18 protein-coding genes and 2 pseudogenes are annotated in these 19,771 nt (G+C 66.4%); 6 read left to right on the forward strand and 14 right to left on the reverse strand.

Annotation, left to right across the window (positions count from 1 at the left end; genetic code table 11):
* Nucleotides 1-49: 49 nt before the first annotated feature.
* The 4 genes from ACXR2U_RS00815 to ACXR2U_RS00830 all read right to left on the reverse strand — a co-directional run bounded on the left by ACXR2U_RS00815 (nucleotide 50) and on the right by ACXR2U_RS00830 (nucleotide 4,363).
* Nucleotides 50-562 carry a (2Fe-2S)-binding protein gene (locus ACXR2U_RS00815; RefSeq protein WP_458823002.1) on the reverse strand — a complete coding sequence of 171 codons (513 nt, stop codon included), beginning with the start codon at nucleotides 560-562 and terminating at the stop codon, nucleotides 50-52.
* Nucleotides 559-1,446, reverse strand: coding sequence for an FAD binding domain-containing protein (locus tag ACXR2U_RS00820; protein WP_458823003.1), 888 nt, complete (start codon nucleotides 1,444-1,446; stop codon nucleotides 559-561). The genes ACXR2U_RS00815 and ACXR2U_RS00820 overlap by 4 nt, the downstream gene beginning before the upstream one ends.
* Nucleotides 1,447-1,624: 178 nt before the next feature.
* Complete coding sequence (locus ACXR2U_RS00825) at nucleotides 1,625-2,851, reverse strand: PucR family transcriptional regulator (RefSeq protein ID WP_458823004.1); 1,227 nt, start codon at nucleotides 2,849-2,851, stop codon at nucleotides 1,625-1,627.
* Between the two features lie 183 nt (nucleotides 2,852-3,034).
* Entirely contained in the window at nucleotides 3,035-4,363 is a 1,329-nt protein-coding gene (locus ACXR2U_RS00830) for a flavin monoamine oxidase family protein (protein ID WP_458823005.1), read from the reverse strand.
* 357 nt (nucleotides 4,364-4,720) lie between these two features.
* Between ACXR2U_RS00830 and ACXR2U_RS00835 the strand changes: the two genes are divergently transcribed.
* Nucleotides 4,721-7,150, forward strand: a complete 2,430-nt coding sequence (locus ACXR2U_RS00835) for a xanthine dehydrogenase family protein molybdopterin-binding subunit (protein ID WP_458823006.1) — start codon at nucleotides 4,721-4,723, stop codon at nucleotides 7,148-7,150.
* A gap of 295 nt (nucleotides 7,151-7,445) precedes the next feature.
* On the opposite strand, the gene ACXR2U_RS00840 is transcribed toward ACXR2U_RS00835, so the two are convergent.
* The 3 genes from ACXR2U_RS00840 to ACXR2U_RS00850 all read right to left on the reverse strand — a co-directional run bounded on the left by ACXR2U_RS00840 (nucleotide 7,446) and on the right by ACXR2U_RS00850 (nucleotide 11,059).
* Nucleotides 7,446-8,120: a Crp/Fnr family transcriptional regulator gene (locus ACXR2U_RS00840; RefSeq protein WP_458823102.1), complete on the reverse strand. Its 675-nt coding sequence runs from the start codon at nucleotides 8,118-8,120 to the stop codon at nucleotides 7,446-7,448.
* Nucleotides 8,121-8,351: 231 nt separating this feature from the next.
* On the reverse strand, nucleotides 8,352-9,506 hold the full coding sequence (locus ACXR2U_RS00845) for an alpha/beta hydrolase family protein (protein WP_458823007.1): 1,155 nt from the start codon (nucleotides 9,504-9,506) through the stop codon (nucleotides 8,352-8,354).
* 323 nt (nucleotides 9,507-9,829) lie between these two features.
* Nucleotides 9,830-11,059 carry a PucR family transcriptional regulator gene (locus ACXR2U_RS00850; protein WP_458823008.1) on the reverse strand — a complete coding sequence of 410 codons (1,230 nt, stop codon included), beginning with the start codon at nucleotides 11,057-11,059 and terminating at the stop codon, nucleotides 9,830-9,832.
* 146 nt (nucleotides 11,060-11,205) lie between these two features.
* Between ACXR2U_RS00850 and ACXR2U_RS00855 the strand changes: the two genes are divergently transcribed.
* The 4 genes and pseudogenes from ACXR2U_RS00855 (at nucleotide 11,206) to modA (ending at nucleotide 13,614) form a co-directional block, all read left to right on the forward strand.
* A complete protein-coding gene (locus ACXR2U_RS00855) occupies nucleotides 11,206-11,556 on the forward strand; it encodes a cupin domain-containing protein (protein ID WP_458823009.1) in 351 nt (116 codons plus the stop codon).
* A 159-nt stretch (nucleotides 11,557-11,715) separates the two neighbouring features.
* The gene (locus ACXR2U_RS00860) at nucleotides 11,716-12,264 is read left to right on the forward strand and encodes an NAD(P)H-dependent oxidoreductase (protein WP_458823103.1); all 549 of its coding nucleotides are present in this window, start codon (nucleotides 11,716-11,718) and stop codon (nucleotides 12,262-12,264) included.
* Between the two features lie 97 nt (nucleotides 12,265-12,361).
* A pseudogene (locus tag ACXR2U_RS00865) lies at nucleotides 12,362-12,775 on the forward strand (TOBE domain-containing protein).
* Between the two features lie 20 nt (nucleotides 12,776-12,795).
* Complete coding sequence (gene modA, locus ACXR2U_RS00870) at nucleotides 12,796-13,614, forward strand: molybdate ABC transporter substrate-binding protein (RefSeq protein WP_458823010.1); 819 nt, start codon at nucleotides 12,796-12,798, stop codon at nucleotides 13,612-13,614.
* A gap of 154 nt (nucleotides 13,615-13,768) precedes the next feature.
* Here modA and ACXR2U_RS00875 read toward each other — a convergent pair whose 3' ends face one another.
* From ACXR2U_RS00875 to ACXR2U_RS00885, 3 genes are all read right to left on the reverse strand, one after another.
* Nucleotides 13,769-13,972 (reverse strand): hypothetical protein, encoded by a 204-nt coding sequence (locus ACXR2U_RS00875; RefSeq protein ID WP_458823011.1) that lies wholly within the window; start codon nucleotides 13,970-13,972, stop codon nucleotides 13,769-13,771.
* Between the two features lie 995 nt (nucleotides 13,973-14,967).
* Nucleotides 14,968-16,131 carry an acyl-CoA dehydrogenase family protein gene (locus ACXR2U_RS00880; protein ID WP_458823012.1) on the reverse strand — a complete coding sequence of 388 codons (1,164 nt, stop codon included), beginning with the start codon at nucleotides 16,129-16,131 and terminating at the stop codon, nucleotides 14,968-14,970.
* Between the two features lie 31 nt (nucleotides 16,132-16,162).
* Nucleotides 16,163-16,885, reverse strand: coding sequence for a GntR family transcriptional regulator (locus ACXR2U_RS00885; RefSeq protein WP_458823013.1), 723 nt, complete (start codon nucleotides 16,883-16,885; stop codon nucleotides 16,163-16,165).
* Between the two features lie 58 nt (nucleotides 16,886-16,943).
* Between ACXR2U_RS00885 and ACXR2U_RS00890 the strand changes: the two genes are divergently transcribed.
* On the forward strand, nucleotides 16,944-18,128 hold the full coding sequence (locus tag ACXR2U_RS00890) for a CaiB/BaiF CoA transferase family protein (protein WP_458823014.1): 1,185 nt from the start codon (nucleotides 16,944-16,946) through the stop codon (nucleotides 18,126-18,128).
* A 58-nt stretch (nucleotides 18,129-18,186) separates the two neighbouring features.
* Here ACXR2U_RS00890 and ACXR2U_RS00895 read toward each other — a convergent pair.
* The 4 genes and pseudogenes from ACXR2U_RS00895 to ACXR2U_RS00910 all read right to left on the reverse strand — a co-directional run.
* Nucleotides 18,187-18,414 (reverse strand): annotated as a pseudogene (locus tag ACXR2U_RS00895) (hypothetical protein); the annotation flags it as partial.
* Nucleotides 18,341-18,682, reverse strand: a complete 342-nt coding sequence (locus ACXR2U_RS00900) for a hypothetical protein (protein WP_458823015.1) — start codon at nucleotides 18,680-18,682, stop codon at nucleotides 18,341-18,343. The gene ACXR2U_RS00900 and the pseudogene ACXR2U_RS00895, both read right to left, overlap by 74 nt.
* Before the next feature lie 198 nt (nucleotides 18,683-18,880).
* Nucleotides 18,881-19,081, reverse strand: coding sequence for a helix-turn-helix transcriptional regulator (locus ACXR2U_RS00905; RefSeq protein ID WP_458823016.1), 201 nt, complete (start codon nucleotides 19,079-19,081; stop codon nucleotides 18,881-18,883).
* Nucleotides 19,078-19,506 (reverse strand): hypothetical protein, encoded by a 429-nt coding sequence (locus ACXR2U_RS00910; RefSeq protein WP_458823017.1) that lies wholly within the window; start codon nucleotides 19,504-19,506, stop codon nucleotides 19,078-19,080. Before ACXR2U_RS00910 ends, ACXR2U_RS00905 begins: the two co-directional genes overlap by 4 nt.
* Nucleotides 19,507-19,771 lie beyond the last annotated feature (265 nt).

Consider the following 19,771-nt stretch of genomic DNA (forward strand, 5'->3'; position numbering starts at 1 on the left):
GAGGGTCGGGAGTTGTCCAGAACGCGCAAGTGACGAGGTTGGGGTGGGGTCAGGCTGAGCGTGGCGCGTCTGAGGCCGGGGTCAGTGCTTCGGTCGCAGCTTTGCGCGGGACGACCTCGCGGACGGCATCGACGATCTGCTGGTAGCCGGTGCAGCGGCAGAGGTTGCCGGAGATGGCTTCACGGATGTCGTCGTCGTCCATTGGCTCGCCAGCGTCGACGACTGGTTGCAGCGTCATCAAGAAGCCGGGGGTGCAGTACCCGCACTGCAAACCGTGGCACCGGTTGAACGCCTGCTGGAGGGGGTTCAGTTCGCCGTCGCCGGCGAGGCTCTCGACGGTGCTGAGACTGTGGCCGTCGGCTTGCACGGCGAGCATGACGCAGGACCGCACCGGTTGACCGTCGAACAGGATGGTGCATGCTCCGCAGACGCCGTGTTCGCATCCGACGTGTGTTCCGGTGAGGCGCAGTTCTCGGCGTATGAAGTCTGAGAGCAGCATCCTGGGCTCGATCGTCCGCCGGTACGCGTCGCCGTTGACTTCGACTTCGATGTCGTGCTTCATCGCAGCGCCTCCTCTGCTTGGTTGGTGGCGGCCCGTAATGCTCTTTCGGTCATCTCGCGAATGACGTGTCGTCGGTAGTCGGGGTCGCCGTGCACGTTGCCCATCGGTTCGATGTCGCGCGTGGCGATGTGTGCGGCTTCGTGGATGAGGTCGGTTGTGATGTGTTGGCCCTCGATGAGCGCTGCGGCCTGCTTGGATTCTTCGGGTCGCATCCCGGCGCCGAGCAGACCGATGCGGGCTGAGCGACAGATCTTGTCGCTGTCGAGCTCGATGCAGGCGGCTGCACCGCCGATGGCGTAGTCGCCGTGTCGGCGCGCAAATTCTTGGAACGACGCCCCGGTCGTCCCGCCGGGTGTGCCTGGCCGGTTGGGGAGGATGACTTCGGTCAGGATCTCGTCGGGTTCGAGGCTGGTGGTGAAGATGGAGACGAACAGGTCGTCGACGTCGATTTCTCGGGTGCCGCGGGTGGAGTGGGCGGTGACTCGCGCGTCGCTCATGAGCAGCACCACGGGGACTTCGGCTGCCGGGTCGGCGTGCGCCGTGGTCCCCCCGATCGTGCCGCGATTGCGGATCTGTGGGTGGGCGACGTGAGTCATCGCTTGGGTCAGTAGCGGATGCCGTCGGGCGATCTCGGGGTGGTGTTCGACCGTGGTGTGGCGGACGAGCGCGCCGATGCGCAGCTCGTCGTGTCCGACTTCGATGTCGTTGAGCTCGTGTAGGCGGTTGAGGTCGATGAGCATCGCGGGGGACGCGAAGCGGAGGTTGAGCAGGGGGATCAGGCTCTGACCGCCCGCGAGCACCTTCGCGTCGTCGGCCTCTGCGAGAAGGGTTGCGGCTTGCTGCAGCGTGGTGGGCGCTGCGAAGTCGAAGGCGGGGGGTTTCACGGGGTCTTCATCCGGTGGATCTCCTGTGCGGTGGGCCGCCGAGGCGGTGGCGTGTCACCGGCTTGCGGGTTGATCAGCGCCGATGGTGTCGAAGCTCCAGCGTCCTCTCAGTGTTGGCGGACGAACACTGCGGATTCTGACAACAGCGCCGCGTTGCTTGCTTGCTATCCGGGCACCGTCACAGAGGTACGGGTCTGGTCAGTTCAGTTTGCAGCTGCGACAGGTCAGGCTGCGCGTCCTCTTGCAACAGGTCGTATAGCCGCAGCGCCATGGACAGCTCGTCGCGGCTCATGGCGATGGGGCGTCTGAGCACCTTCTCGGCCGACCGCAAGCGGTAGGCGACGGTGCGTTCGTGAACTCCGATCGACGATGCTGTGAGAGCGGCGTTCTGGCCGTTGGCGAAGTACGCGCGCAGCGTCTCGCGGAGGGTTCGAGACTTGTCATCCGCGGTGTAGAGGGCGCCGAGTTGTTCGGCGACGAAGTCGCGTGCGGAGGGTAGGTCGCGCAGCACGAGCGCTTCGAGGGCCACGGAGGCGTAACGAGTCAGGGGTTGCAGGTGCACCCGCGCGACTCGGTGCGCCTGCCAGGCTTGTCGGAAGGTGCGGCGCATGCCTTCGGGTCCGTCTGCGTGTCGACCGACGGCAAGGAATGTCCCGGCCGGGATCTCGGCGGTGTCGATCTCGTGGTCGGTGGTGTGCTTACCGCTGGGTCGTCCGAGCCAGCTGACGACCGTGTCGCCGGCACCTGTCACGGTGAGGGCTTGGTAGCCGTGCGTCGTGGCAATGCCCCTGATAGCTGCCTCGGGCGCGGTGCCCCAAGCGATCAGACCGAGGTGTCGAGCCCGCAGGCTGTAGCCCAGGGCGGCTTCGTCGACGGGGATGCCGGCGAGAAGGTCACGGACGAGCGCACGCCTCTTCCGGTCGCGTCCGCGCATGTAGAACGCCTGGTGTTCTTCTTCGTAGGCTTCGATGATCGAGGTCGATACACGGTCGTTCCAGGCGAAGTGGTATTGGCTGACGTGCCGCAGGACGGCGAGGCGGCGGTCGGGATCGGGGATGAGTTCGTGGGCGACGTCGAGGATGGTGTCGTAGGTGAGGGCCTGCCCGACGCGGGAGGTCCGCAGTAGAGCTCTGAGGTCGACGCCGACCTGAGCCGCGAGGCGGGCCTCGCGCAGGCGGGAATCCGACGCCTGGCGCGGGGGCGGGCGGTCTTCTACCAGCCCGTCGAGGATGTCACGGACCGAGGTTGTGATGGTTGCTGCTTCGGCAGCCCGCAGGCCGGGGTCGTCGCGTGCGTAGAACTCAGGGATGTCGTCTCGAAGTTGGCGGGCGATGGCGTCGACGAGGCTCGGCAGGCGGGTGCGGACCCCCTCAGCAAGGCACCGGAGGTCGTCGTCGAGGGCCACCCCGAGATGGTACGAGCGTTCACCTGGTCGCGGCGTGGGCGCCACGACAGGTTTACACGCCCGTCGCGCACCGCGGTGAGGTCTTAGCGGTCCGCGTGTGGCTAAGCGGTCCGTCGACCCCCCATCAAGACACTCAACGTGATTTCACCATGGTGCGGAGATATCCCGACTTGGGTGACCCGTTCACCTGTCCGTTCCGGCCCCGGCCCCGACCGGGTACCCGGACTTCATGATGCGTTCGACCGCTCGTTCGGCCGTCTCGAACGCGCCCTCGATGTAGGCAGGGAACCGCAACGAGACGTCCGATCCAACGAAATCGATGTTGCCGTGCGGCTCCGTCAGGCCTTTGTGCATCTTCGTGAACTGCCCGATGTACGGCGAGACCCAGGGACCGCCGAACAGGGGGTCGGCGGCCCAGTCGTAGTACTCGACACCGTGAACCACGGCCTCCGGTACATAGTGGTGAACAGCTCGAGTGACGGCCGACAAGTCGTGGGGATCGATTGAATCGGAGTCCGTGAACGCCACGAGGAACCGTCCGCCATCGGGGGCAGCCAAGCCGTCGTACAGGGTGGGGAACACACCGTCGCCGGTGCACGACAGGCCCTCCGGCACCCCGGTGACATGGATCAACAGCTTTAGCCCCCGACAATCGTGACCCTGCGTCACCGCGGCAGCGCGCGCCGGCGGCAGGGCCGGTTCGAACGCGATTCGACGCCACGTGTTGAAAGGTGTCGCCACCACCACGTGACGGCCCTGCTCTCGACTCAGCGAACCGTCGCGGACCGACACCACGTCATAGCAGCCGTCGTCCGTCTGCCGAACCGACGTCACTGGGGACCGGAGCACGACCTCGGGGATGTCAGCCGCCATCGCCTCAGCCAGGCGACTCATCCCGCTCGTCATCACCTCGTCCAGGGACAGAACCACCCCCAAGACGCTGTAACCGTGAGACGCGACCATCTGCAACGCCCACAGAGCCGACGAACGCGACGGGTGATGCCCCAGCATGTTCCAGCCCCACGACAAGACCAGCTGACGCGTCACCGGACCCAAATCCAGGCCGTCGACATAGTCGACGAGGGGGATGTCAAGATCGTCCAAGCCCTGATTCTCGAGCCCGGCCGTCACATCGATGCGGTGGGCATCGGTCAACATCCGATACAGCCCGTTCTCGGCGGCCTCCGCTTCCTCGATCGGAACCGGGAACGCAGAATCGTGGTCACCCGGGCCCAACCGGTTACGGAAGACGGTCATGGGGGGCGCCGGCGCTGTTGCCATGCCGTACCGGTCGATCTCGGCGGCGAGGCGCGGATGGTGATGCCGGTGCAGATAGGTCCCGCCGAGCTCTACTTCGAGGCCATCGAACAGCTCGGACGGGCGGGTGTAGGCCCGGCCACCAACCCGGTCGCCGCCCTCAAGCAGCAGCACCGTGCTGCCACTCGCTACCAGGTCGCGGGCGGTCCGAAGACCGGCGAACCCTCCGCCGATCACGATGACGTCATAGACCACTTCTTTGCCTCCACAGTCAATTCGAACAAGCAATGCAGGCGACCGTCGTCGGTCGTTCGATCAGTGCAGTATCCGGTCCGAGAGGCCACGAGCCTTGACCCGAAGCGGCAAAACTCACCGCAGCTTTGTCGCTATCCGCACGATCAGCAGGTTGCCTCACCACCGATGCTCGCCACCGCCGAACCAAGCCGACCCAAGCCAGCGCCGGGCAGCGACCCACCGAGCCCTTCTCGGCCGCCACATCAGTTGTCACTTGGGGTAGACAGGCACCACCAGCACTCCGGTATCCGGAGGCCGCCGGCCAGTCCGCCGGCCGGATACTGACTGGAACCCCAAAACCGAGAGGTCCCCAGACGTATGACTCCCTCCCGTCAGGTCAGCGAGCACGAGGCCAAGCACGTCGGTGGCCGCACGCCCCGCATCGAGGACCGCCGCCTGCTCAGGGGTCGCGGCACCTTCATCGACGACATCGATGTGGCTGGCGCGCTCTGGATGAGGGTCGTTCGAGCGTCTAGCGCACACGCCACCATCACCAGCATTGACTGCAGCGAGGCGAGGGCGCTGCCCGGCGTTCGACTCGTCCTCACCGGAGACGACGTACGACACCTCGGTCTTATCCCTATCGAAGAGATCGGGTATCACGACGCGTTCCCCGACATCGACGACTTCGGCCATCCGATCCTCGCCGACGGACGAGTCCTCTACGTGGGCCAACCCGTCGCTGTCGTCATCGCGGAGGACCCGTACACCGCCGAGGACGCAGCAGAGCTCGTCGAGGTCAACCTCGAAGAACTGCCCGTCGTGCTCGACCCCGTCAAGGCCGCCGAAAACGGGCAGCAACTGCTCCACCCCGGCGGGAACGAACCGGCCAGCTTCGTCAAGGAGTACGGCGACGTCGACGCGGCGTTCGCCGCGGCGGCCCACGTCGTGTCAGGCGAGTTCTTCATCGGGCGTCACACCGGTATCCCCATGGAGACACGCGGGTGCGTCGTCGAACCCATCTCAGCCCGCAACGAGCTGTGGATGTGGGGCCCAGTCCACGTGCACGACTCCCGCCGCGTGCTCGCCAAGGTCCTTCAGCTGCCTCAGAGCAGCATGCGGATGCGGCACACCGACGTGGGCGGCAACTTCGGGGTACGCGGCGGCGCATTCCCCGAGTACATCCTGGTCGCTTACGCGGCCCGTCTCCTCGACCGCCCCGTCAAATGGATTGAAGACCGAGTCGAGCATATGGTCGGCATCTCCCACGCGAGGGAACAGGTACACCGCATCTCCGGGGCGTTCGACGCAGAAGGCCGCATCCTCGCGATGAAGGACGAGATCTGGCACAACCACGGCGCTTACATGCGTCAGGCCGAGCCGTTGGTCTCCGACATCACCGCAGGCATGATCGTCGGTCCGTACCGCATCCCCGCACTCTCGGCCACACTGCACGCTGTTCTGACCAACAAGACACCGCTCGCTGCCTACCGCGCGCCCGGCCGATTCGAGGGAACATTCGCCCGAGAGCGACTCCTCGATCTTGCCGCGGCCCGAGTCAGCATCGACCAAACCGAGATTCGCCTGCGGAACCTCCTCACTGCCGCGGACCTCCCGTGGGAACCGGGCCTGGAAATCGCGTTCGAGCCGTACTCGTTCAATTCCGGTGACGTCCTCGACCACGTTCAGAAGGCGCTGGCTGCTGCCGACTTCGATTCTTGGCGCCGTGAGGCGGAAGAGCTGAGGGCACAGGGTCGCCTCGTCGGCAACGGCATGGGTGTACTGATGGACAAGGCCGGGCTAGGTCTCTACGAGACCGGCTCAGTCGAGGTGGACGAGGTCGGTCGTGTCCGCGTCCTCACCGGTGCGTCATCGGTCGGCCAAGGTGTCGAGACCATCCTGGCGCAGATCGTCGCCGACGAACTCAGCATCGACCCCGACATCATCGACGTCTTGCACGGCGACACCGATCTGATCCCCGACGGCGTAGGTTCCTGGTCCAGCCGCTCCACGGTCCTCGCCGGCGGCGCAGCCCGCGCGGCCGCGATCAAGACCCGAGACAAGGCGCTTGAGCTCGCAAGCGAGATGCTCGAAGCCGACATCGCTGATCTGGAGCTCCACGAGGGAGCCGTCAGAGTGGTAGGCACACCGACCACATCCATCACCTTGACGGAAATCGCCCGCCGCTGGGACCCCTACACAGCCCGCCTAGCTGGGAAAGAACCCGGGCTGGGCGCGGACGCGGTCTACCTCGACGACCACATGAACTACCCGTACGGAATCAACCTCATCCAGCTCGAGGTGGACCCCACCACGGGCGGACACACCATCCGCAAATTTTTTGTCAGCACAGAGGCGGGCAAGGTCATCAACCACCTGACGACCGAAGGCCAGATCATCGGCGCCGCGGCCCAGGGCATCGGCGGCGCGCTCTTCGAGGAGTTCCTCTATGACGAGACCGGTCAACCACTGTCGACGTCTTTCATGGACTACCTGCTGCCGGCGGCCGGCAACATCCCCCACGTCGACTTCTTCATCACCGAAGACGCACCGACACCCAACAACCCGTTCGGAGCTAAGGGTATGGGCGAGGTCGGACTGATCGCAGTCGGCGCAGCTGTCGCAGGAGCCATCGACGACGCTCTCGGCGGGGATTTCCGGACTCAGCGTGTCCCGGTGCACCCGCAGGCGTTGTTCACGATGGCCGCGGACGCCGTCCGCGGCCGGGACAGCCGCACCGACCACCAAACCGGCGCGGACTCATCAAGCACCGCGGTGACCACCCACGTCGGAACTCCTCAGACCTGATAGTGAGTGCACCGACCCGGGACCGACCTAAGAACGTTGCGGCGGCCCAGGTCGGTGCACCTGACGTGTGTAGACCGCAGCCGGATGCCCAACCCTCAAGCACTGTGAACAAGCAGGACCCCGATTCAGCCCGAGCGGGTGTCACCACGCGACGCTTCGAGGGCAGGCCCGGCGCCCGGTCGGCGCAGTGCAGCGCTGGTGTCGGTGTGCGAACGGCGTTGGCCGCTCGCATGCCGGGAACGCCGCCCCCGAGAACGTGCTACAGATTCGCGCCTCGCGATACCGGAACATCCGATTAACGCGCGCGGCGCACCAACCGGTCACGGTCGAGGATTACGACGCTTTTGCCCTCGACCCGCAGCCAGCCGCGGGAAGCGAACTCAGCCAGCGCCTTATTCACTGTTTCTCGCGAGGCACTGACGAGCTGAGCCAGCTCCTCCTGCGTGAGGTCGTGGGTGACGCACAGCAAACCTCCGTCGACCGTGCCGAACCGCTGCGACAACAACAACAACTGCTTGGCCACTCGGCCCGGAACGTCGACGAACATGAGATCAGCCAACATCGTGTTGGTACGCCGTAGCCGGCGGGCGAGCACCCGCATCAGCTGCACGCCGATCATCGGCCGCTCCTGCAGCCGTTGATGCAACGCCGCCTTCGGCAGACGGGCCAGGCGGGCGTCCGTGACCGCGGTGGCGGTGGTGGTGCGGGGCCCGGGGTCGAACAGGGACAGCTCACCGAACTGGTCGGCCGGTCCCATCACCGCAACGAGGTTCTCTCGCCCATCGGAGCTGTGCTTGCCCAGCTTCACTTTTCCGGACAGCACAATGTAGAGGCTGTCACCCGGATCACCCTCCCGGAACACTGCGCGGCCTTGCTGGACCTCGACCGTCTCGAACTGGTCCGAGAGGGCTTCGGCGTCTTCCGGGTCCACACCCTGGAACAACCCCGCACGGCGCAGGACCTCGTCTATCACAGCTCAATCCTTCCGCAGGCCCGCAGAAGCGCGACCAAGACGTGGCGGCCCGAAGGCTGGGCGGTGAGTGCCGCGCCGAGATAGTCGACGCAGAACCGTGACGCCAACCGGGGTGCCTGGTGCTGACACGATTCGGTGTCGACGTGCGGATACGCGGTGGCGGCCGCGAGCCGCCGCCGTCAGAGCCGTACCCAGTGGGTTCTCGACGGCGGCGGCCGCACTGCCAGCTCAGTTCTGAGGCTTCAGCTGCTCTTCGAGCCAGTCCACCATCTCGATGCGCGGGCGGGGACCGAGGTTGTGACAGCAGTGGTCGCCTTCCCATTCGATCACGATGTGCAGATCAGCGTTCACGGCGTACTGCTTCACGACGTCGACCTCCGAAGTCGGGACTTCGTCGAGCGCGCCGTGCTGGATGTACGTCGGGACTCGGAGCCCGTCGAGAACTGAGCGGACATCGAGCGCTGCCTGGGTCCGTTCCCGGGCTTGCTCCACCGTGGTGGACCCGGTCACGTACTTCCAGCTCTCCTTCGTCAGTGGGGTCTCCATGTCGAAAGAGTCCATGTCCGCGAAGCCACCCCACGACACGCAAGCCACAAACCGGGAGTCCAGCGCGGCGCTGCGTAGTGCGTAGTGCCCGCCGAGGCTGCGACCAAGGACAGCGACCCGCTCGGAGTCGATGGTGTCGAGCTTGATGACGTAATCGAGCACTGCGGAGGTGTATCGCTCGAAGTCGCCGCGCAGCAGCACCTCCGGGAACATCTCTCCCTGAGCCGGGCCGTCGAAGGTGACCGTCGCCATCCCCCGCGTCAGCAGCTGCTGCTCGAACTGGTAGCTCTCCTCCTTGGTCGATTCGAGACCTCCGAGGAGCACGACGGTCGGCCAAGGGGCGGAGCCGACGAGCGGCAGCCGGACGTAGCCAGGAACGGTGGCGCCGTCCACGGTGATCTCGAAGCGTTCGGCCGGTGGGTTCAGTAGCGGTGCGGCGCGCCGGTAGAGCTCGACTTTCCGTTCCTGCCCGACGCGTCGGCGATCGTCGAACCAGAGGAACTGGGCGTACTGAGCAGCGAGCGAACCGAGAATGAAGTACTCCCCGGCGCTGATCGTGTGGCCGCCTTCGAGTGCAACGTCACCGAGTCGCTCGTACCGAGCCGCGGTGTCCATCCAGTGCTGGAACCACGTGACCGAGGGGTCTCGGTCCCGGGCGCTGACGAGGTCGGCGTAAGGGACGCCGTCGAGGAGGAGGCGGCCCCAGTTCAGCATCTCCTGCTCCGGCTTCAGCACCGCAACACCGTTGTCGTTGGTCACAAAGCCCTCCGCAGGCGCGTCGTCGTCGTTGGTCGTGTCAGACCGCTGGATCGGGTCGCGCTTCGTGCGGATGGGCACATCCGCGAGGCGCGACCGCAGAAGTATCGAGAATTTGTCCCGCGAAGGCGTTGCCCTGCTCGGACAAACGCTGCGTCTGACCTGCGGAAAGCGAGCACCCCGGCCAGAACGGTCGGCCCCGGCTGGTTTGGCCGGTCGGAGGTGACGTTGGTGGCGCTCTCGCGAAAGGCGCGCCGCGGTGGACGTCGGGTGACACGGCGCCGGTCTGAGCCGCCAACTTCGGTCATGGCCGGTCTAGCGCCAGCGTGCAACTGGAACGGTTCCAGCACCGTTCGACGAGGCGTTGTGCAGCCTCAGTACAAGGGCGGGTTGCGGCGTCGTACTCAGAATGTGGTGCCGGTGAGCGGCCCGTCGTCATGCAACGGCAGATCGAGGTCGTTCGTGTCGTCGCCGAGCAGGTCGAACAGCCGCAACGCAACAGACAGGTCGTCGCGGGCGGTTGCCACGGACACACTCAGTAGCGACTCAACCGACCGCAACCGGTACGCGACTGTTCGCTCGTGAACCCCGATGACGGACGCTGTTGACGCCGCGTTCTGCCCGCTTGCGAAGTACGCCCGCAGCGTGTCACGCAGGATCACGGATCGCTCGCTGGAGTCGCTGAGCGGGCCGAGCTCACGCTTGACGAAGTCTCGCGCCGCGGGGATGTCACGCAGGACCAGCGCTTCAAGCGCTACCCGTCGATAGCGTGTGATCGGTTGAGTGCGGATCCGTGCGACTCGGTACGCCTGCCAGGCTTGACGGTGGCTCAATCGCATGCCATCGGCGTCGTTCGCCGGCTCCCCACACGCGATGAATGTGTCCGGCGGCAGACTCAACGAGGCCACCGCGTCCTGGGCGCTAGATGGTGACCCCGGCCAACTGACCCAGCCCAGGGTGGTGTCGCCAGTGCCGGCGACCGTTAACGTACGACGCCCGGGACCAGCCGAAAGCTGCTTGATGACGGTCTCCGGAGCGTCGCCCCACACGACGATCCCAAGATGTCGCCCCTGCAGGGGGTACCCGAGCGCTGCTTCGTCGACGGGGATGCCCGCGAGCAGATCCCGAAGGATCGCGCGCCGTTTGCGGTCCCGGCCCTGGAAGTAGAAGAGGTTTCGTTCCTTCTCGTAGGTGTCGATGATGGACTCGGCGACGCGGTCGTTCCACGCGAAGTGGTACTGGCTAGCGCGGCGCAGTGCGGCTAGTCGGCGGCCCGCGTCGGGGATGAGGTCGTTGGAGACCTGGAGGAAGCTGTCCCACATGGCTGCCTGCCCCACCCTGGAAGTGCGGAGCAGGGCGTGGAGGTCGATGTCGGCTTGAGCGGCGAGCCGTGCTTCGCGGAGGATGCTGTCGGACGCGCGATCTGGAGGGATGCGACCTTCGACGAGCCCGTCAAGAACGTCCCGGAGTGACGCGGCGATGGCGTCGGTCTCTGCGGCGCCTAAGACCGGGTCGTCACGTTCGTAGTACTCTGGCACCTCTTCGCGAAGGCGGCGGGCGATGGTCCTGGTGAGGGCAGACATCTGGGCGCCGACACCATCGGCCAGCAGCCGCAGATCATCCTCGACCGCCACCGGCCTAGCGTACTTCCGGCTGCCGCACCCCTCACATGTGCGTATTCAGACGACCGAAACCCACTTCCCTACGGTTTCCGTCAAAGAGAACCAAGCTGAGAGCCAGGAAGATAACCACACTGCACCTACGAAGCTGGAGGGCCCCCATGACCACGCTGAAGTCCGCGACTGCCGCCACCGCCGAACTGGAGACTTGGCAGCCCGACGGCGTCACGATCTTGAGTGGCGAACCTGCCGGACGCGGCTTCACGCTGCACGAGGACCGGACGGACGGAGCGCGTGGGTGCGGGTTCTTCGAGTGTGACCCCTCCCAGACGCGGTATGAGCTGACCGACAACGAGATGATCTACGTGCTCGAAGGCGAAGCGCGCATCGAACTCGAAGACGGCAGCGCCATCGAGCTCAAAGCAGGAGACGCAGCCTTCCTGCCCAAGGGGCACATGTCGACGTGGACGTTCAAGACTCGGTTCCGTGAGTTTTGGGTCCTGACCGACTAACCGCGGCGCCACCGCAGCAGCACGTGCTCAGCACGCATGAGCATGCCTGCCTCACCCGGCGACACACGCCGGCCACAGTCGGACAGCCCACTGAAAGGAACACCTGTGAGCGTCAAGCTCGCCGTCATCTACTACTCCAGCACCGGCACTCTCCACTCGATGGCCGAACGCATCGCCGCCACCGCCACCTCAGACGGCGCAGATGTGCGACTGCGGCAGGTAGCTGAGCTCGCACCCGCCGAAGTCGTCTCCGGCAACCCAGCCTGGAGCGCCCACTTCGACCGCACCAAGAATGACCCCAAGGCCGCCCCCGACGACGTGCTGTGGGCCGACGTCGTCCTGTTCGGTACACCGACCCGCTTCGGCAACGTTGCCAGCCAACTCAAACAATTCCTCGACACCCTGGGCCCGCAATGGTCACGCGGCGAACTCGCCGACAAGGTCTACGCAGGTTTTACCGCCACACAGACCAAGCACGGCGGGCAGGAATCCACCCTGCTCGCCCTGTACAACACCATCTACCACTTCGGCGGCATCATCGTCCCGCCGGGCTACACCAATCCGACCAAGTTCGCCGACGGCAACCCGTACGGCGTCTCACACGTCACCGGTGCGGACAACAACGACCCGCTGACCGACGTCGAAAACGCGGCGCTCGACCACTTAGCCCGCCGGACGCTCACCATCGCAGGCCGCCTCGCCAGCTGAGCCGTCCCTCCGCGAATTCGACCGATTGGCTGCATTTCTTGCCGCGTCTGCATCGATCCGCAGATATTCGAGCCGCTTTCGCGGATAGAGTCGCTACGTGCCCCGGTACCGGATCCGTGAAGCCGCCGGCCTGCTCGGCGTCAGCGACGACACCGTCCGCCGCCTACTCGATTCCGATCGCCTCAGCACCGCGCAGGACGACTCGGGCCGTCTGACCGTGGACGGAACGGCCCTCGCGGCGCTCGCCGAGCAGGTCGCGGCCGACGGCGCGTTCGTGCCCGCGGCGGGGGTCGCGGCCGAGTCGGCCCGCAACCGGTTCACCGGTCTGGTCACCCGGGTCGTCCGCGATGGCGTCATGGCGCTCGTGGAGATCTAGGCGGGCCCGCACCGGGTCAGTTCGCTCATCAGCCGTGAGTCCGCCGACGACCTCGGGCTCGAGCCCGGCGTGCGGGCCGTGGCGTCGATCAAGTCCACCAACGTCGTTGTCGAGATCCCGACCGGCGACCGCTGACTACCACCCCAGGAGACCTCGTGCACCTGCGTCACCGCGTCGCCACCGCGACCACCGTCCTCGCCGCCACGACCGTGCTGCTCACGGCCTGCTCGTCGGGCTCGTCCGACGCCGGGGGGTCGTCGTCGGGTGGGGCGTCGGCGAGCGGTTCGCCGTCGGCCTCGGTCACCGGTGACATCACGGTGTTCGCGGCGGCGTCGCTGACCGGGTCGTTCACCACCCTCGGCCAGCAGTTCGAGTCGGCGAACCCCGGCACCAAGGTCACCTTCAACTTCGGGGCGAGTTCCACGCTCGCCACCCAGATCACGCAGGGCGCGCCGGCCGACGTGTTCGCCTCGGCCGCGACGAGCAACATGCAGACCGTCGTCGACGCCAAGGCAGCCGCGACCCCGCAGAACTTCGTCAGCAACTCCGGCGAGATCGCGGTGGCGAAGAACAACCCGGGCGGGGTGACCTCGCTCGCCGACCTCGCCAAGAGCGACGTCACCGTCGCGGTCTGCCAGGCGCAGGTGCCGTGCGGCAAGCTCGCGACCTCGATATTCAGCAAGGCGGGAATCACGGTGAACCCGGTGACGCAGGAGGCCGACGTCAAGTCGACCCTGGCTAAGGTCACCACCGGCGCCGTCGACGCCGGCATCGTGTACGTCACCGACGTGAAGGCCGCCGGCGACGCGGTCGAGGGCATCGAGATCCCGGCGGACCAGAACGCGACGACCGAGTACCCGATCGCGTCCCTGACCGCCTCGAAGAACGCCGACCTCGCCAAGGCGTTCATCGCCTACGTGCTGTCCGATGACGGTCAGAAGGTCCTGACCTCCGCGGGGTTTGCTTCCCCGTGAGGTCGATCGCCCGACGTCGCGGAGCGATGCCTCGAATCCCCTTTCTCACGACGGATCGGTCTTCCCGGCCTCCCTCCCGTGCTCGAATCTCGGGTCGCAGGCGGACCGGCTGTCCGGGCAGGGACCTCGCCAGCCAGACCGAAACGTGTGCCTGTCAGTGCGGGCGTTCGCGGGTCAGGACTTCGAGGGCGGCGCGCGCGGCGTCCTGAGTCCGGCCGTGAGCCTTCACGACTGCGCCGGTCGTCTTGAGGTGAGTGCCCGCTTCCCAACCGCCGGCGTCCGGTGAATCGTCTGGCTCCGGCTCGAAGAAGTCACGTTCGAACGCGTCGCCATACCGACTAGAAGGGGAAGAGGTCATGGGTCGACCGTAAGGCTCAAAGACCCCCCGACGATGGGGGTTCAGCGTCAGACCGCCGCCGCCGTTCTACTGAACCCCACAATCCGACGTGACCCAGTCACCGCTGAGCACAGTCACGACGTAGCCGCGGGCGTGCGTGGGACGCGAAGAGGTCGGACGACGCCTCATCAGGTGCCTTCCGGTAGATCCGAGTCAGGCGTACTGCCGCCTTGACGTCTGGCAACCGGCTGATTCCGGCCGTGACAGACCACGACTTAAGAGGTGCTGCTGGGCCCGCACGACCCGGTGAGAACCGCTCGGTCTCGGCCCGCCCCGGGTTCAGCAGCGTTCTCTAGGGCCGGTTCAACTACCGCCGCGCGGTTGTGCTGAACGTAGTGCTGGGTCTCGAACTGGACCGATGGGTCGAGGCCGATGTCGCCGACGGGCGCCGACGGTTCAACAGTCGACATACTCGGTGACGGCGATCCCAAAGACAGCGACGGTCCTCCAAGGGCCCTGTGCCAACCAGCTCGGCCAAGAGCAAGGAGCTCAGCTCCCTCGGCCACCGCGTTGTCACAGTTGCTGCCGGTCCCGACCGTGCCGACGATGCCGACCTCGGCGAGCCGTCGAGGCATGACGAACTGACGAACAGTGCACGCCGTGTCGGTCACTCCGGTGGACCAGTCCGTCGGTGCAAAGGCTTGCTGGGGTGCCGTCGAACAGTCGCATTTCCTGGGGGTCCCGGGCCGGGTCGGTGCGCAGACAGCGCGACACCTGCCACCCGACGACGCGGCGGGAGAACAGTTCGATCACGAACGCCTCGTAGACCCAGCTGATCAAGCTGGGCCAGCAGGGAAGTCGGTAACGCGTATCGATGCGCGCACGGCCCTGCTCGACAGACGCTCGTCGACCTCGAACACCCCCTGTGGTTGTTCGTGTCTGAGCTCATACCTCGGCGATGCCGGCACTCATCGAATAGGCGCCAGTCACGTTGATGCGACTGACCGTCGTCGCGATTACCGGTAGGCCGAGATCCCCGTGAGAGCTTGACCGAGGGCGAGCTGGTGGACCTCGCTAGTGCCCTCGTAGGTGAGCACTGACTCGAGGTTGTTGGCGTGACGAAGCGGGGAGTACTCGGTCGTGATACCGGAACCGCCGAGGATGGTGCGGCACGTCCGAGCGATCTGGATGGCCTCGCGGACATTGTTCAGCTTGCCGATGCTGACCTGCTCAGCACGGACCCCGCCCGCGTCCTTGAGGCGCCCGAGGTGCAGCGCCAGCAGAATCCCCTTGTAGAGCTCGACGGCCATGTCAGCGAGCTTGGCCTGCGTCAGCTGGTACGCCGCGATCGGCTTGTCGAACTGGATCCGGGTCGACGCGTACTCAAGGGCGGTGTCCAGGCTGTCCCGGGCTGCGCCCATGGCGCCGAACACGATGCCGAACCGGGCCTCGTTGAGGCAGCCGAGCGGTCCGGACAGACCCCGGGCCTCGGGCAGCATCGCACTGGCCGGTAGGACAACGTCGTCGAGGTACAACGCCGAGGTCGTCGAAGCGCGCAGCGAAAGCTTGTGGTGCACGTCAGAGGTCGTGAAGCCGGGCGTGTTGGTCGGGACCAGGAAGCCTCGAATGCCGTCCTCCGTGCGGGCCCAGACGGTCGCAACGTCTGCGACGGATCCGTTCGTGATCCACATCTTCGAGCCGTTGAGGACCCAGTCGTCGCCCTTGCGCACCGCAGCGGTCCGCATACCGGAGGGGTTGGAGCCGAAGTCGGACTCGGTCAGGCCGAAGCACCCGATAGCCTCACCAGCAGCGAGCCGCGGCAGCCACTCCTGCTTCTGCTCCTCGGAGCCGTACTTCCAGATCGAGAACATTGACAGCGAGCCCTGCACCGACACCAGACTTCGCAGACCACTGTCGCCGGCTTCGAGCTCCATGCACGCCAGGCCGTAGCTCACAGCGTTGGTTCCGGCGCAGCCGTAGCCGTCGAGGTGCATCCCGAGCACACCCAGCTTGCCGAGCTCCGGGGCGAGATCCTTCGGGCTGATCCCCTCCTCGAACCAGCGGCCGATGTCTGGGCGAACACGCTTGTCGACGAACTCCCGGACGGTGTCTCGGATGGCGCGTTCCTCGTCGGACAGCAGGGTGTCGACGTCGAGGTGGGAGGTGACGGGCTGGGGCATTCGGTTCTCCGGTCTGGGTGTGATGGGTCGATCAGCCATGCGAGGAGGAGGGGGCCGAGGACGTCTCGGCCTCGAAGGTGCGGGCGAGCGCGTCAAGGGAACGTAGGCGGTGTTGGTGCGACAGCTCGACGACGAGGGCGGAGTCCCCCGCTCTCGTCGCGGCGAGGATGGCGCGGTGTTCGGTGTTGACTCGTAGTCGGTGCTCCGCCGTGGCGAAGTACAGCGAGCGGTAACGGTCGGTCGTGCTCCACAGCACCCGGATCATGTCGGCCATCCGCGGCATGGCGGCCGCGTCGAACAGCGTGAAGTGGAAGACGCGGTTGGCCTCGGCGATGGCGCGAACATCGGCGGTGCGGTGGTGGCGTTCCATTGCCGAGACCGCCTCACGCATCCGCGTCACGTCCTCCCTGCCGAGACCGGGCACGGAACGTGTGATGGCTTCGGTCTCCAGCAGCTGACGGATGCGGTAGGTCTCGGCGAGTTCGTCGTAGCTCATCGAGGCTACGAAGTAGCCGCGATGAGGCGCGTACACGAGCTGACCTTCGGCTTCGAGCGTGCGCAAAGCCTCGCGCATCGGCGGGACGCTCACGCCGAACTCGCGGGCCAGAACCTCCTGGCGTACCTGGTCGCCCGCCTTCAGCACGCCGGTGGCGATCTGTTCTCGCAACCACGTCAAGGTTGCGTGCTGCACGGTGACGACCGTTCGCAGTCGGGGCGTGTCACCCTTTCCCGCTTCGATCACGACCACCTCCACGTGGTGCGCTAGATTTTCTAAAATCTAACCCGGCGGCGGCGACGTTGCCAGAGCAGGCATGGAGGATCACATGGCGGAGCCCGCTGCTGGCCCCTTGGACGGCGTGTTGGTCGCGGACTTCAGCCGGGTCCTCGCCGGCCCTCTCGCCACCATGTTCCTGGCCGACTTCGGTGCCACGGTGATCAAGGTCGAACGCCCGGGCCTGGGCGACGACACCCGCCAGTGGGGACCGCCGCACGTCGCTGACACGACGACGTACTTCACGAGCGTCAACCGGAACAAGCGAAGTCTGACGCTGGATCTGGGCGACGAGACGGACCTCGCACTGGCTCGCACCTTGGCCGCCCGCGCCGACGTGATGATCGAGAACTTCCTCCCGGGGACTTTGGCGCGGTACGGCCTTGATGCTGCATCGACCCACGCGGACAACCCCGGCCTCGTCTACTGCTCGGTGAGCGGGTTCGGATCCGGCTCGGGTGCGGACCGTCCTGGCTACGACTTCGTCGCGCAGGCCGTGGGCGGCCTCATGAGCATCACGGGCGCGTCCGACGGCGACCCCACCAAGGTTGGAGTGGCGCTCGTGGACGTCCTGACCGGGCTGCACGCGACCATCGGCATCCTGGCCGCTCTGCGGACTCGCGACGCTGACGGCCGGGGCCAAGTCGTCGAGGTCAACCTGCTCTCAAGCCTGATCGCGTCCCTCGTCAATCAGGGCGCTGCCTACATCAACGGCGCACCTGCACCTCACCGCATGGGAAACAAGCATCCGAGCATCGCGCCCTACGAGACGCTTCGGACCTCCGATGGCCCGTTGGCCGTTGCGATCGGCAACAACCGGCAGTTCGCAGCCATGGTGGGTGTGCTCGGACGCACCGGCTTGGCTGACGACGATCGGTTCGCGACAAATTCCGCCCGAGTAGCCCACCGCGACGAGTTGATCGTGGAGCTCGAAGCGGCGATGGCCGGTGCCGGTGCAGCCACGTGGGCCGACCGCCTCCAGCAAGTCGGGGTCGCAGCCGGCCGGGTCAACGACATCGGCGGGGCCATCGAACTGGCCGAGGGTTTAGGGCTGGCCCCGGTGTACGACCACGGAGGGCCGGACCCGATTCGTACACTGGCCAATCCCATCCGCTTCGAGCGATCAACCCTGCGCCATGACCGCCGCCCACCGCAGCTCGGCGCCGACTCGGCTGAACTCCGCCAGTGGCTGACCGCAGACACGAGTGCCCGTCCCGCTCGCTGAACTGACCGTCTCGTGCCTGGTGGGGTCGAACTTTCAAGTTCTGCTGCAGCGACGCTGCCGTCACCGTGTTGCTGGGCACCATCACGACAGTCTTCGGGCCAACTCCACCGGGCACGGATGTGAGCAGCCCCGCGACCGGCGCCACGACGCCGTAGTCGACGTCGCTGTGCAGTCCGTTGTGACAGGCCCTTGAAGGGCCCGGCGGCAGGGCGTTACGCCGGCTCGTCGCTGTGACGGGTGAGAAGAGCTGCTCCGACGGCGACCGCCTGCCGATCGTGACGGCGATCCCGCGAGCCGAACCAGCCGAAGACGCCTACCAGCTCGGAGAGGCTGCCGGGCCATAGCCAGAGCACCACGACCGCCCTCCAGGCGCCGAGATGTTCGCGAATCGTGATCATCCGCCAGTCGTTCTGACTGCTGCCCTGCTGCCAAGGGCCACAGGAGGAACTGACACGGCCCCGCCGACGGGACAGCACCCGAGGCGCGGCGGCGGTCAGGCTCAGTTCGCTATCCGTCAGCGTGGGCGCCGCGTACGTTCCCAGAGTTTCGGGCATGTCGGTTGCGCTCCGATGTATCACCGCTGACCAGCACAACTAGTCCGGCACGGCGGACCGTGCTGGCGGTTTTGTCGGCATGGACGTCACCAACTGGCAGTCCACGGCGCCTGCTCACTCAGGATCGAACAGACAAGGGGTGAGTGGGTGACGCCGCGAGCACCGGCCGGGACGGCAGTAACCAGCCCGGCGCCAGTTTCAGCCTCCGGCCGGGCGCACCGTTCGGCCGGTGGCCTCGGCCCATGAGCGCACGTCGTCGTAGGACCAGATCTTGCCGACCGACAGCGTCGTCAACGGCGCCGGGAAGTCGGGTTTAGCAGTCAACTGCGTCACCCGCTGCCTGCTCACGCCGAGCATCGCGGCGATCTCCGCCGCGGCGACGACCGACCCGTCACTCACGCCGACAGCGTAGAGGGCCTCTCACGCTTGCCTAATTGCCTATAGTCGATTTGCCTACTAGGCTGTTTGACAACCCCATTCGCACCCGGAGCGAACGTATGACTGCAACTGCCGCCACGGGCACCTGGGCCGCCGCTCCCTTGACGCCCGCTCGCCTCGAAGCCCTCACTTGCTTGGTCGTCGCCTACGACGGCCATGTCCACCACCTCCTGCGGGACGTCGGCGACCATCTTGGACTCTCTCTCGCCTACGTCGACCGGGCGACCGTCGAGGCCCACCTCGAGCACCTCCTCATCAGCTCGGAATGGGAATTGATCCGCCAAGAGTTCCGGGCCATGGATTTCGACGACCACGTCGGCGACCGGGGAACCGTTCGCACCGACTGGATCGACGCGGTTCTCGAGCGGGCCCGCGTCGCCGGGCATGCGGACACAGGACCCACCTGTTGCCGACCCCAACCTGCCCGATGACCGTCACACGGACCTGCCCCACCTGCGGCTTCTCGGGCTCGTACTCAACAGACGCCATGGCCGCACACCACCACGGTCTGCACTCGTGCGTGCGGCACCTGCGCGCTGCTGCAACCGCCGAGCAGCGGGCCAGGCGAGCTCACGCCGGCCCTACTCGGGCCTGCCTGCACGAGCGCACGACCCACACCCACGGCACGCGGGCCGCCTACGTCAAGGACCG

The organism is Jatrophihabitans sp. YIM 134969, from assembly GCF_054456675.1.

What these genes read in the sequence shown, in the direction of transcription:
- ACXR2U_RS00815 (WP_458823002.1), bottom strand. Translation starts at nt 562, where the DNA reads ATGAAGCACGACATCGAAGTCGAAGTCAACGGCGACGCGTACCGGCGG.
- ACXR2U_RS00835 (WP_458823006.1), top strand. Translation starts at nt 4,721, where the DNA reads ATGACTCCCTCCCGTCAGGTCAGCGAGCACGAGGCCAAGCACGTCGGT.
- ACXR2U_RS00855 (WP_458823009.1), top strand. Translation starts at nt 11,206, where the DNA reads ATGACCACGCTGAAGTCCGCGACTGCCGCCACCGCCGAACTGGAGACT.
- ACXR2U_RS00860 (WP_458823103.1), top strand. Translation starts at nt 11,716, where the DNA reads ATGGCCGAACGCATCGCCGCCACCGCCACCTCAGACGGCGCAGATGTG.
- ACXR2U_RS00875 (WP_458823011.1), bottom strand. Translation starts at nt 13,972, where the DNA reads ATGACCTCTTCCCCTTCTAGTCGGTATGGCGACGCGTTCGAACGTGAC.
- ACXR2U_RS00880 (WP_458823012.1), bottom strand. Translation starts at nt 16,131, where the DNA reads ATGCCCCAGCCCGTCACCTCCCACCTCGACGTCGACACCCTGCTGTCC.
- ACXR2U_RS00890 (WP_458823014.1), top strand. Translation starts at nt 16,944, where the DNA reads ATGGAGGATCACATGGCGGAGCCCGCTGCTGGCCCCTTGGACGGCGTG.
- ACXR2U_RS00900 (WP_458823015.1), bottom strand. Translation starts at nt 18,682, where the DNA reads ATGCCCGAAACTCTGGGAACGTACGCGGCGCCCACGCTGACGGATAGC.
- ACXR2U_RS00910 (WP_458823017.1), bottom strand. Translation starts at nt 19,506, where the DNA reads ATGCCCGGCGACGCGGGCCCGCTCGAGAACCGCGTCGATCCAGTCGGT.